The organism is Arenibacter algicola (assembly GCF_000733925.1).
Taxonomy (GTDB): domain Bacteria; phylum Bacteroidota; class Bacteroidia; order Flavobacteriales; family Flavobacteriaceae; genus Arenibacter; species Arenibacter algicola.
In genome coordinates, this window is the sequence record NZ_JPOO01000003.1 from 3,054,492 (window position 1) to 3,066,373 (window position 11,882).

The 11,882-nt window shown below is 39.1% G+C and carries 12 protein-coding genes; 8 read left to right on the forward strand and 4 right to left on the reverse strand.

Annotated elements, in window-relative coordinates; genetic code table 11:
* Window positions 1–403: 403 nt before the first annotated feature.
* The 8 genes from trhO to U735_RS0123740 all read left to right on the forward strand — a co-directional run bounded on the left by trhO (window position 404) and on the right by U735_RS0123740 (window position 8,843).
* A complete protein-coding gene (trhO, locus tag U735_RS0123705) occupies window positions 404–1,435 on the forward strand; it encodes an oxygen-dependent tRNA uridine(34) hydroxylase TrhO (protein ID WP_031446194.1) in 1,032 nt (343 codons plus the stop codon).
* A 332-nt stretch (window positions 1,436–1,767) separates the two neighbouring features.
* Entirely contained in the window at window positions 1,768–2,937 is a 1,170-nt protein-coding gene (locus U735_RS0123710; protein WP_031446195.1) for a PSP1 domain-containing protein, read from the forward strand.
* Window positions 2,930–3,415 carry a gliding motility lipoprotein GldH gene (locus tag U735_RS0123715; protein WP_031446196.1) on the forward strand — a complete coding sequence of 162 codons (486 nt, stop codon included), beginning with the start codon at window positions 2,930–2,932 and terminating at the stop codon, window positions 3,413–3,415. Before U735_RS0123710 ends, U735_RS0123715 begins: the two co-directional genes overlap by 8 nt.
* A gap of 4 nt (window positions 3,416–3,419) precedes the next feature.
* Window positions 3,420–5,762, forward strand: a complete 2,343-nt coding sequence (locus tag U735_RS0123720) for a penicillin-binding protein 1A (RefSeq protein ID WP_031446197.1) — start codon at window positions 3,420–3,422, stop codon at window positions 5,760–5,762.
* A gap of 120 nt (window positions 5,763–5,882) precedes the next feature.
* Window positions 5,883–6,584, forward strand: coding sequence for a CoA transferase subunit A (locus U735_RS0123725; protein WP_031446198.1), 702 nt, complete (start codon window positions 5,883–5,885; stop codon window positions 6,582–6,584).
* Window positions 6,585–6,751: 167 nt separating this feature from the next.
* On the forward strand, window positions 6,752–7,108 hold the full coding sequence (locus tag U735_RS0123730; RefSeq protein WP_031446199.1) for a four helix bundle protein: 357 nt from the start codon (window positions 6,752–6,754) through the stop codon (window positions 7,106–7,108).
* Window positions 7,109–7,217: 109 nt separating this feature from the next.
* Window positions 7,218–7,871, forward strand: a complete 654-nt coding sequence (locus U735_RS0123735) for a 3-oxoacid CoA-transferase subunit B (RefSeq protein WP_031446200.1) — start codon at window positions 7,218–7,220, stop codon at window positions 7,869–7,871.
* Between the two features lie 456 nt (window positions 7,872–8,327).
* Window positions 8,328–8,843 (forward strand): GNAT family N-acetyltransferase, encoded by a 516-nt coding sequence (locus U735_RS0123740; RefSeq protein WP_031446201.1) that lies wholly within the window; start codon window positions 8,328–8,330, stop codon window positions 8,841–8,843.
* Between the two features lie 27 nt (window positions 8,844–8,870).
* Here U735_RS0123740 and U735_RS0123745 read toward each other — a convergent pair whose 3' ends face one another.
* The 4 genes from U735_RS0123745 to U735_RS0123760 form a co-directional block, all read right to left on the reverse strand.
* Window positions 8,871–10,028, reverse strand: a complete 1,158-nt coding sequence (locus U735_RS0123745; RefSeq protein WP_031446202.1) for a methionine aminotransferase — start codon at window positions 10,026–10,028, stop codon at window positions 8,871–8,873.
* A 30-nt stretch (window positions 10,029–10,058) separates the two neighbouring features.
* Window positions 10,059–10,532, reverse strand: a complete 474-nt coding sequence (locus U735_RS0123750) for a very short patch repair endonuclease (RefSeq protein ID WP_031446203.1) — start codon at window positions 10,530–10,532, stop codon at window positions 10,059–10,061.
* 111 nt (window positions 10,533–10,643) lie between these two features.
* Window positions 10,644–11,390, reverse strand: coding sequence for a succinate dehydrogenase/fumarate reductase iron-sulfur subunit (locus tag U735_RS0123755; protein WP_031446204.1), 747 nt, complete (start codon window positions 11,388–11,390; stop codon window positions 10,644–10,646).
* Window positions 11,391–11,499: 109 nt separating this feature from the next.
* Window positions 11,500–11,862 carry a four helix bundle protein gene (locus tag U735_RS0123760; protein ID WP_031446205.1) on the reverse strand — a complete coding sequence of 121 codons (363 nt, stop codon included), beginning with the start codon at window positions 11,860–11,862 and terminating at the stop codon, window positions 11,500–11,502.
* Window positions 11,863–11,882: the final 20 nt, after the last annotated feature.

The window sequence follows — 11,882 nt, forward strand, 5'->3', positions numbered from 1 at the left end:
TTATGTAGTGCACCTATAAATTCTATCAATTATTTTTGACTTTGCACGCAACCTTTTTGCGTTTGTATCATCTAAAAAATAACTAACTCAAATTAGGTTGCTTATTGTTCTGGTAAAACAATAAGGGTTGTGGGTCAATATTTTATTTTAATTCTATGAAAAAGAAAAAATGATATTGACCTTAAAAAGGGTCTTGATATTTTCAAGATCCTTTTTTGCTTTATAGACTAACTCCTATTAATTCTGAAGTCGATAGTTTTATTTTGTATTTGTTTAATTGGGTTTACATGCTGGCCTGGGCCTTCCTGGAATTCAAAAAACGGGCATTATTCTTTTAATCCCGATCTATAAGTTCTATTTTTGCCTCATAAAATATTTCTTTAACTTAAAATATTAGTATAGCATGCAACTGTACAATACCTTAAGTGCTAAGGAGAGAGAGGCCCTTATAGAGGAGGCGGGATTGGAGCGCCTTACCATTTCTTTCTATCAATATGCACGTATTGGCAATCCGTCAATTTTTCGAAACCATTTATTTATTCATTGGAACGAACTGGATGTTTTGGGCCGTATCTATGTAGCCCATGAAGGCATCAATGCCCAATTATCCGTTCCTGCCGTAAATTTCAATGCCTTTAAGGCTCACTTGGATAGTATCACCTTTTTGGAAAATGTTAGGTTGAATATCGCTATTGAACAGGATAACAAATCATTTTTAAAATTAAAGGTCAAGGTTCGTGAAAAGATTGTTGCCGACGGCTTAAATGATGACTCTTTTGATGTTACCAATAAGGGAATTCATGTAGATGCCGTTAAGTTTAATGAACTTATTGAGGATTCCGATACTATTTTGGTAGATATGCGCAATCACTATGAAAGTGAGATTGGGCATTTTAAGAACGCCATTACCCCTGATGTGGATACGTTTAGGGATTCGTTGGATATCATTGAAAAGGATCTGGCAGACCATAAAGAGGATAAAAAATTGGTCATGTACTGTACTGGTGGTATTAGGTGCGAAAAGGCCAGTGCTTATTATAAGCACAAAGGATTTAAGAACGTATATCAGCTGGAAGGTGGAATTATAGAATATACGCGTCAGGTTAAAAATCTGAATTTGGAAAATAAATTCTTAGGTAAGAATTTTGTTTTTGATCATCGTAGGGGAGAGCGGATAACCGATGATGTCATCGCCAATTGCCATCAATGTGGCAGCCCTTGTGACAATCACGTGAATTGTGCCAATGAGGCATGCCATCTACTTTTTATTCAATGTGATGCCTGTGCAGAGGCAATGAACAACTGTTGTTCTGTGGATTGCAAGGAAATTCATGAACTACCTTTTGAGGAACAGAAAAAATTAAGGAAAGGAAAAGTGGTTGGTAACAAGATTTTTAAAAAGGGTCGTTCCGAGGTTTTGAAGTATAAGAAGTAAGTCCCTAGATACATCCGTTACTGGTACCTTGTCTTCATAGCTATTGCTTCACAGCAACAAATAACTGTTTTTCTATCAATTAATTAAACTTTGGGGACTAATTGTAAATAATGGTCCCTTTTAAAGTCGCGGGGTATTTTGTGTTTTTAAGGCAAAGATTAAGTTAAAAATTTCCTGCTTGGGGTCATTTTTCCCTGGTTTAAGGGACCTTTACGCGGACAACAAAACTCTTTCTTTTTATCGCATCAAAAAAACACTATCTTTACGTTTAATAATTTTATGAACCTTTTTTAGTAAAAGTGTTACATTTTTACTAAACCAAGATACGAAATATGGGTTGTAGCAGTTGTTCAACCGGTAAGGACGGACAGCCTAAAGGATGCAAGAGCAATGGTACTTGTGGCACTGATGGCTGTAATAAATTGACGGTATTTGATTGGCTTTCCAATATGTCACTTCCAAATGGGGAAAAACCATTTGATTGTGTGGAAGTCCGTTTTAAAAATAGTAGAAAAGAATTCTTCAGAAATTCCGAAAATCTTTCACTTTCCATTGGCGATATAGTGGCTACACAGGCCACTTCTGGCCATGATGTAGGTATGGTTACCCTTACGGGAGAATTGGTAAGGGTGCAAATGAAGAAAAAGAAGGAAGATTATAACAATCCGGAACTTCCTAAAATTTACAGAAAGGCTTCCCAAAAGGATATAGACATTTGGCAAAAATGTAGGGATAGGGAAGAGGAGATTAAGAAAAGGGCCAGAGAAATCGCCATTGTACTAAAGTTGCAAATGAAAATCTCCGATGTGGAATTTCAGGGAGATGGTTCCAAGGCTACCTTTTATTACACCGCGGAAGAGCGTGTGGATTTCCGCCAATTGATCAAGGACATGGCCAAGGCTTTTGGTATCCGAATCGAAATGAGGCAAATTGGCTACCGACAGGAAGCCCAACGTTTGGGAGGAATAGGTTCTTGTGGAAGGGAATTGTGCTGCTCTACATGGTTGACCGATTTTAGGTCGGTAAGCACTTCGGCGGCCCGTTATCAACAACTTTCCCTTAATCCCCAGAAATTGGCAGGGCAATGTGGTAAACTTAAATGTTGCCTAAATTACGAATTGGACGTTTATTTGGATGCCTTGAAGGATTTTCCAGGACAGGATACCAAGCTATTTACGGAAAAAGGGATGGCCTTTTGCCAGAAGGTAGATATTTTCAAAGCCTCACTTTGGTTTTCCTATAAGGATGAACCTGCCAATTGGCATGTCTTGTCCAAAGACCAGGTTTTGGAGGTGTTGGAAAAAAACAAAAAGAGGGAGAAAGTAGCCAGTTTGGAGGAATATGCGGTGGATAATGTTCAAGCAGTTGAAAAGGTTTTTGAGAATGTGGTAGGGCAGGATAGCTTAACGCGATTTGACACCCCTAAGAAAAGAAGGTCCAACAGGAACAACAAGAAAAAGAAACGAAGCAATTATAAAAAAAGGCCTACCAACAATGCTTAGGAGTTTGGGTGTAATTTTTTTAGTAATTTTTATGGTTTCCTGTGATAAGAAAACCGTAAAGTCCGATTATAGTCCAACACAGAATGGACGGTGGAACAAGGATAGCGTAGCAAAATTTTCCTTCCAGGAACTGGATACCCTTCAGAAGTATAATATGTTCATTAATCTGAGAAACGATGGGACATATCCTTACAGTAACCTTTTTCTAATTGCCGAATTAAGGTTTCCCAGCGGCGATGTAGTGCGTGATACCTTGGAATATGAAATGGCAAAACCGGACGGACAGTGGTTGGGAACTGGTTATGGAAGTTTAATGGAAAACAAATTATGGTATAAAGAAAACGTCGTTTTCCCGTCTTCAGGCGTATATACCTTAGAAATTTCCCATGCCATGCGTAAAAATGGCCAAGTAGATGGAATTGTCGAATTGGAAGGTATCACCGATGTGGGTTACCTAATCGAAAAAAGTAATCAGTAGGCTTATGGCAACAGCTACCAAAAAGAAGAAAAAAAGCAACAACAATTTTTTTAAGTTCATTAAATGGTTTTGGGTACTGTTTTTTATAGGTGTACTCTCCGTAGCAATGGTCTTCCTTTTGGCTTCTTGGGGTGCCTTTGGAGCTATGCCGGAATATGAACGTTTGGAGAATCCACAGACCAATTTGGCCAGTGAAATTATTTCCTCTGATGGAGAGACTTTGGGTAAATTCTATCTGGACGACAATAGGACCGATGTGGCCTACGAAGAGTTGCCGAAAACTTTGGTGCAGGCACTTGTGGCTACCGAAGATGCACGGTATTATGAGCATTCGGGAATAGATGCCAGGGGTACGCTTAGGGCCTTTGTCTATCTGGGCAAGAAAGGAGGGGCCAGTACCATATCCCAACAATTGGCGAGACAATTGTTTGTAGGGGTGCGTTCCAAGAATATTTTTGAAACTATTACCCAAAAAATAAAGGAGTGGGTGCTCGCCATAAGGTTGGAGCGGAGCTATACCAAGGAAGAAATCGTTAAGATGTATCTCAACATTTACGATTTTAATTATAATGCCGATGGTATCAGATCTGCCTCACGTATTTATTTTGGCAAAGAGCCCAAAAATCTAAAAATAGAAGAATCAGCGGTTTTGGTGGGGATGCTTAAAAACTCTTCATATTATAATCCTATTCGAAGGGAAGAATTGGTCCTAAATCGTAGAAATACGGTCTTGTCCCAGATGGCGAAATATGATTTTATCACGGAAAAGCAAAAGGATTCCTTACAGGCTTTAAAAATGGACATCAATTTTAGTCCAGAGTCGCATAGAGAGGGCTTGGCTACCTATTTTAGGATGTATCTTCAGGGCTTTATGCGAAAGTGGATAGAAAAAAACCCGAAACCGGCTTTAAAAGGGGAGAGTGATAAATATAATCTGTATTTGGACGGACTTAGGATATACACTACCATAGATTCCCGTATGCAAAAAAATGCAGAAGATGCCGTGGCCGAGCATATGAAAAAATTGCAGGCGGAGTTTTTTCATCAAAACACTCCCGACCGTAATAAAACTGCCCCGTTTATTGAAGAGGTACCTGGGGAAATAGACGGAATTATGGAGCGGGCCATTAAGTCTTCACACAGGTGGCATAACCTAAAGGACCAAGGGAGGAATGAAAAAGAAATAAGGGCTTCCTTTAATGAGCCTGTAGAAATGACCGTTTTTGATTGGAATAGCGATACCAAGGAAAAGGATACGGTAATGACCCCTATGGATTCCATTAGATATTATAAATCCTTTCTTAAGACGGCCATGATGTCTATGGAACCCCAAACCGGACATGTAAAAGCCTGGGTAGGCGGTATAGACTATAAGCATTTTCAGTATGACAACGTTATCCAAGGGAGTATGCAGGTAGGATCTACTTTTAAGCCTTTTGTATATGCCGCCGCTATAGATCAATTACGTCTTTCGCCCTGCGATATGCTTCCTGACAATCTATATTGTATAGAGGCCAATAAACACGGAAATCCTGACCCGTGGTGTCCAAAGAATTCTAACGGAGAATATTCCGGGGAAATGTTGACACTCAAAAATGCATTGGCCAATTCAGTAAATTCCATTACCGCCCAATTAATAGACAGGGTTGGTCCCAAGGCCGTGGTATCCATCGCCAAAAATTTGGGAATAACAGGAGAAATACCTGAGGTACCTTCCATTGCCTTGGGAACTGCAGACCTTAATGTGTATGAGATGGTTGGGGCCTATGGCACTTTTGCCAACCAAGGGGTATATGTTAAACCCGTTATGGTAACCAGGATTGAGGATAAGAATGGTACGGTATTGTACGAGTATGTACCGGAGACAAAAGATGTTTTAAGCAAGGATGTATCCTATGCCATGCTAGATCTTATGTCCGGGGTAACACAAGGAGGATCCGGGACAAGATTAAGAACCACGGGAGCAGAGAAATATAGACCGGAGTATAAGGAGATCATAACAGGTTATCCTTACGAGTTTAAAAATCCTATTGCCGGTAAAACGGGTACTACCCAGAACCAAAGTGATGGTTGGTTTATGGGAATGGTTCCTAACCTGGTTACTGGAGTTTGGGTAGGGGGAGATGACAAAGCGGTTCATTTTAGGACCATTACCTACGGACAAGGAGCTTCCATGGCTTTGCCAATTTGGGGCTTATATATGAAAAAGAACTATGCCAACAAGGAATTGGGTATTTCCGATGGAGAATTTGAAAAGCCGGAGAATTTATCTATTAACGTAGATTGCTCCAAGACTTCTACCGAGGAGGATAATAAAATTGATATAGAAGACGATTTGGATTTTTAGTATCAGAATAAATTATTGCCATAAATGCCCTTGCTTTTATCTAAAAGTTAAGGGCATTTTTCGTTAAAAACCCCTATTTTAGAGAGAGCAAGAAAATAGTTTTAATTAAGTCGGTTTTATATGATACGAAAAACAGTTGCCAACGTGCAGGAGGCCTTAAAAGGAGTAAAGGACGGGATGACTTTTATGTTGGGAGGATTTGGATTATGTGGTATCCCTGAAAATGCTATAGCCGCATTGGTGAAGATGGGAGTCAAGGATTTAACCTGTATTTCCAATAATGCCGGTGTGGACGATTTTGGTCTTGGGCTCTTGTTGCACAAAAGACAGATAAAGAAAATGATTTCCTCTTATGTGGGGGAGAATGATGAGTTTGAACGGCAAATGTTGAGCGGGGAATTGGACGTAGAACTTACCCCTCAAGGAACTTTAGCGGAGAAATGTAGGGCCGCACAGGCCGGTTTCCCCGCCTTTTATACTCCGGCCGGTTATGGAACGGAAGTGGCCGAAGGAAAGGAGACTAGGGAGTTCAATGGAAAAATGTATGTACTGGAAGAAGCCTTTAAGGCCGATTTTTCCTTCGTAAAGGCATGGAAGGGCGATGAGGCAGGAAATCTAATATTTAAGGGTACCGCCCGAAACTTTAATCCGGCCATGTGTGGCGCGGCCAAGATTACGATTGCCGAGGTAGAGGAGCTGGTGCCGGCAGGAGATTTGGACCCCAACCAGATCCATGTCCCTGGAATTTTTGTACAACGTATCTTCCAAGGTAAAAATTACGAGAAAAGAATTGAGCAGTTGACGGTTCGTAAAGTCAATTAAGCAATTGAATAATTTAAAAATGTAACAATTGGGATATAATTTTGATGGGTGCTGATATAAACGAGAAAGTAAATCTGGGTTTAAATGTAAGGCTTTGTACTTTTCTGGTTTGTTAAATGTGTGCTTTGTTGTAATGGCCAAAGAGTCACTTTAACTTTAAATTCGGTATGATAAATAGGGAAAATGCTGTCGTTCAAAAATCCATCGATGTTGCCATAAGGATAGTTGAATTTTGCGAAGTTTTAGAGGAGAAAAGAAAGTACGTTATTGCAACACAGTTGTTAAGAGCAGGTACAAGCATAGGTGCAAATATTCATGAAGCTCAAAACGCCGAAAGTAGGGCCGACTTTATTCATAAAATGAAAATTGCTGTGAAGGAGCTTGAGGAAACTAAATATTGGCTTGTTTTATGTGAACGGTCAAAGTCGTACCCTTTCGAAATCGATTTAAAAGAAAGCATTGATGAATTGGGGTTAATATTATATAAAATTATTAGCACCACTAAGAGGAATTCAAGATTGTAACCTAGGAACAACAAATTAATCTGTTGGTTAATTGGGAGATCGTCACATTAAGTTATGGGTCAATTATTAAATTATTTAATTGATACATTGCTAAATTATAACTTTAATTATGTTGGATAAAAACGGAATAGCAAAGCGCATAGCAAAGGAAGTCAAAGACGGATATTATGTTAACCTTGGAATTGGGATACCTACTTTGGTGGCCAATTTTGTAAGGGATGATATCAGTGTGGAATTTCAAAGTGAAAACGGGGTGTTGGGCATGGGCCCCTTTCCTTTTGAAGGGGAAGAGGATGCCGATATCATCAATGCGGGTAAACAGACCATAACAACCCTTCCAGGAGCCTCATTTTTCGACTCTGTAACGAGCTTTGGCATGATTCGGGGGCAACATGTAGACCTAACCATTCTGGGCGCCATGGAGGTTGCTGAAAACGGGGATATTGCCAATTGGAAAATTCCAGGTAAAATGGTCAAGGGAATGGGCGGAGCTATGGATTTGGTAGCTTCTGCTGAGAACATCATTGTAGCCATGATGCATACCAATAGGGCAGGCGAATCCAAGTTGTTAAAGAAATGTTCTTTACCATTGACGGGAGTTGGATGTGTAAAAAAAATTGTAACCAATTTGGCAGTACTGGATGTAACTCCCGAGGGATTTAAATTGTTGGAAAGGGCGCCTGGTGTTAGCGTTGATGAGATAGTAAAGGCTACTGAAGGGAATTTAATTCTGGAAGGGGATATTCCAGAGATGGATATTTAACCCGGGATGTTAAATTAAGTGTGTCAGATTTTATAGAATTTTCATCTTAAGTCACATTTAAATGTACAGTCTCTATTTAACATTTTGGAAAACATATATATCGATCAAAATAACTATTTTTATGCGCAGACAACAATTACTGTATATTTCACAACAATTTTTTAAATGTTGCGTTAATCTGAATTATATTGCATTTAATAACAGAAGTTAAACCCCAAATTTAACAACTACTAAACCTTAATTACTATGGAAGCCCAAATTAACCACCCCCGCGCTCAAAAAGAAATTCAAGTTTATCGAAATGACTTTTTCACGGGCATTGTAAGATTGACAAAAAAATTATTTATGCTATAGCATAAATCAAAAGTTTACAAAGGGAGCACTACTATAAAGTAGTGCTCCCTTTTTTGTTTTCAATCTAGTTGAAAATCGTAATTTTAAGAAGGAAAGTAAAGCATGAAACTACATTTGAGGCTGTGTACCATTAACGATTTGGGAGTTTTGGCCAATATGGGCAAAAGGACCTTTATAGATGCTTTTGAAAAGGACAATAAGCCGGAGGATTTTAAGGAATACCTTGATTCTGCTTTTGGCGAGGAAAGGCTTTTAAAGGAACTTCAGGATATTAATTCATCCTATTATTTTATTTATAAGGATTCCAGTTTGGTGGGATACATAAAGCTGAATGAAAATGAAGCCCAATCCGATATTAAGGACATCAATTCCATAGAGTTGGAGCGTATCTATGTATTGAGCGAATTTCAGGGCCAGGGAATTGGGGAGTGGATACTGGGGCAGGTAATATCCATGGCCAAAGCTAAAAATAGGTCTTATGTGTGGCTTGGTGTTTGGGAACACAATCCCAAGGCCATTAAATTTTATCAAAGATTGGGGTTCTATAAGTTTGGGAGCCATCCTTATTTTATAGGTAATGATGAGCAAACGGATTGGCTATTGCGGCTGGATATTTAAACGAGGTTTTTCACAAAATTATTTTATTTAAAGCTTGCTGAGAATTTCGGTGGCCTTTTCCAGAGTTTCGTTGGTTTTGGCGAAACAGAATCTTATTAAGCGATTGTCGATCCCTTTAGTGTTAAACCCGGAAATGGGAATGCTGGCTATTCTGTGTTCCGTTACCAGGCGTTCGGCAAAGACTTCGTCCGGTTCTTGGGTAATATCACTATAATCCACTAATTGAAAATAAGTACCTTGGGAAGGTTTTATTTTGAACCTTGAGGTAGATAATCCTTGAAGAAATAAATCCCGCTTTTCTTGATAAAATTGGTTTAAACCCAAATAGTGTTGAGGGTTTTTTAAATATGTGGCCAGAGCTTTTTGAACGGCATGGTCCGCGCTAAACACGTTGAATTGATGGGTTTTTCGGAATTCGAGCATCAGTTCGGCCGGACCCGCACAATATCCCATTTTCCAGCCGGTAATATGAAAGGTTTTTCCAAAGGAACCGCATACAAAGGTGCGGGAGGCAAGGCCATTATATTTTGAAGCACTTTCATGCTCGTGGCCGTCAAAAGTGATATGCTCGTATACTTCATCACTTATAACAATTATATCGGTATTTTCGAGACTCCTTTGCAATTCAAGCATATCCTCTTTGGAGATAATGGTACCACTGGGATTGTGTGGTGTGTTTATAATGACCATTTTGGTCCTAGGTGTAATTTTGGAGCGGAAAACCTCCCAATCTATCTTAAAATCGGTATTGTTTAGTTGAACAAAAACGGGAACTCCCCCGTTTACTTCAATGGCAGGTTCATAACAGTCGTATGCCGGTTTAATTACTATTACCTCGTCATTACTGCCAATAAAGGCCGTAATGATGGTAAAAATGGCCTGTGTGGCTCCGATGGTTACGGTTATTTCACTTTCCGGATGATAGTGCCTGCCATATAATTGTTCAATTTTTTCTGAGATCATTTCTCGCAGTTCCATTACCCCTGCCATAGGTGCGTATTGATTGTACCCTTGTTTCATGGCCAGTGTAACCAAATCTATCAAGGAAGGATCGGGCTCAAAATTGGGGAAACCTTGGGAAAGATTTATGGCACTGTGTTTCTGTGCCAATTGCCCCATTGTGGTAAAAATCGTAGTTTTTACTTTGGGAAGCTTGGAGGATATTTTGTGTTTATACTTGGGCATTGAAGAGCGTTTAAGATTTTTATAAGTAGGTTAGGAATGCTGTGATTGTAAATGGACAATTACCTTGTTTAGACATTGTTCCAGTTCTTTTTTGATTTCCCTCTCCCAAAATCTAAAAACGGTATAGCCCAATTGTTGTAGCTCGTGGTTTACTTCCTTATCCCGTTGAATATTACGTTCAATTTTTGGAATCCAGAACTCTTTGTTGGTTTTAATTTTTTGTTTCCTTTCCTCCCAATTATAACCGTGCCAATATTCCCCATCAATGAAAATAACGGTTTTATACTTTTTTAGGACTATATCCGGTTTCCCGATCAAATTCTTATAGTCTATCCTGTATCTATAACCCTCCGCCCATAATGCCCTTCTAAATTTCAATTCGGGGATGGTGTTCTTTCCTTTGATCTTTCCCATCATCTTGGAGCGTTGCGGCGTGGTATAGAAACCGGACTCTTCATTAAAACGTGGAACTATTATCCGTTCTTCCTTATATTCTTTTGGCATACTTAAAGATACTGGATTTTTAAGATCTAGGCATAGAAAAACCCCATTCCTGAAAAGGGATGGGGTCTGTTTCTGTATCTAATAAATTATATTTTAATCCGTATTATCGTACTAGCCTTTTATACTGGCACTGAAATACTCCCTGTTCATACGGGCAATGTTTTCCAAGGAAATTCCTTTTGGACATTCTACCTCACATGCACCGGTATTGGTACAGTTTCCAAATCCTTCCAAATCCATTTGGGCAACCATATTTTTAACTCGGTCTGTTGCTTCTACCTGTCCTTGTGGAAGTAAGGCGTATTGGGATACTTTGGCCCCTACAAACAACATGGCTGAAGAGTTTTTACAACTTGCTACACAGGCGCCACAACCAATACAGGTAGCGGCATCCATGGCCTCATCGGCCGCGTGCTTATCAATAGGAATGGCATTGGCATCCTGGGTATTTCCAGAGGTGTTGACGGAAATAAAACCACCAGCCTGTTGAATACGATCAAAGGAGCTGCGGTCAACCACCAAATCCTTTATAACGGGAAAGGCTTTTGCCCTAAATGGCTCAATGGTAATGGTGTCACCATCCTTGAACATTCTCATGTGCAACTGACATGTGGTAACCCCTCTATCGGGGCCATGGGCTTCTCCATTTATATACATAGAGCACATACCACAAATACCTTCGCGACAGTCATGGTCAAAGGCAACAGGCTCTTCCCCTTTATTGGTTAGCTGTTCGTTTAAAACGTCCATCATTTCCAAAAAAGACATGTGTTCTGAAATATCAGTCACTTTATAATCGACCATTTTACCTTTGTCCTGTGGTCCTTTCTGTCTCCAAATTTTTAATGTAAGATTCATATTGTTCTTGTTAATAAAAAGCTCCTTTCGGAATCTTCATAATTAAGTTTTGTAATCAAAGTTTAGTTACAGAATACAGAAATAAGAGTTAAGAAAATAGACCTCTTTATCACTGCAAACTATTTTGGAATCCCATTGTCATTTTTTGGAATTCCTCATTCTTTACTTCTAACTTTTCTAAAGTTTGTTCGTCTATATATTTTCTGTGGCGTGCAACTAATAATTGAGTGCCAAGTTCAAATGATGAACCTAAAGAAATATCGAGAAAATAAGAAAATGACTTGTCTGTTCTTGCAGATCCTTCAGCTATATTACTCGGCATCGAAATTGAACAACGGCTTAATTGATTACTCAAATCAAATTTTTCGTGCTTGGGAAATTCCTGCAAAATATCAGAAATATCATTTGCAATTTCTAACCCCAATTGCCAGATTTTCAAATTTTTATAATTATGTCGCTGACGAAAAGCCATTAAGTCTTTTTTCTCTTCTC

Excerpts from the sequence above, each read along its gene's own strand:
- trhO (WP_031446194.1), top strand. The coding sequence starts at position 404 with ATGCAACTGTACAATACCTTAAGTGCTAAGGAGAGAGAGGCCCTTATA.
- U735_RS0123710 (WP_031446195.1), top strand. The coding sequence starts at position 1,768 with ATGGGTTGTAGCAGTTGTTCAACCGGTAAGGACGGACAGCCTAAAGGA.
- U735_RS0123715 (WP_031446196.1), top strand. The coding sequence starts at position 2,930 with ATGCTTAGGAGTTTGGGTGTAATTTTTTTAGTAATTTTTATGGTTTCC.
- U735_RS0123720 (WP_031446197.1), top strand. The coding sequence starts at position 3,420 with ATGGCAACAGCTACCAAAAAGAAGAAAAAAAGCAACAACAATTTTTTT.
- U735_RS0123725 (WP_031446198.1), top strand. The coding sequence starts at position 5,883 with ATGATACGAAAAACAGTTGCCAACGTGCAGGAGGCCTTAAAAGGAGTA.
- U735_RS0123730 (WP_031446199.1), top strand. The coding sequence starts at position 6,752 with ATGATAAATAGGGAAAATGCTGTCGTTCAAAAATCCATCGATGTTGCC.
- U735_RS0123735 (WP_031446200.1), top strand. The coding sequence starts at position 7,218 with ATGTTGGATAAAAACGGAATAGCAAAGCGCATAGCAAAGGAAGTCAAA.
- U735_RS0123740 (WP_031446201.1), top strand. The coding sequence starts at position 8,328 with ATGAAACTACATTTGAGGCTGTGTACCATTAACGATTTGGGAGTTTTG.
- U735_RS0123745 (WP_031446202.1), bottom strand. The coding sequence starts at position 10,028 with ATGCCCAAGTATAAACACAAAATATCCTCCAAGCTTCCCAAAGTAAAA.
- U735_RS0123750 (WP_031446203.1), bottom strand. The coding sequence starts at position 10,532 with ATGCCAAAAGAATATAAGGAAGAACGGATAATAGTTCCACGTTTTAAT.
- U735_RS0123755 (WP_031446204.1), bottom strand. The coding sequence starts at position 11,390 with ATGAATCTTACATTAAAAATTTGGAGACAGAAAGGACCACAGGACAAA.
- U735_RS0123760 (WP_031446205.1), bottom strand. The coding sequence starts at position 11,862 with ATGGCTTTTCGTCAGCGACATAATTATAAAAATTTGAAAATCTGGCAA.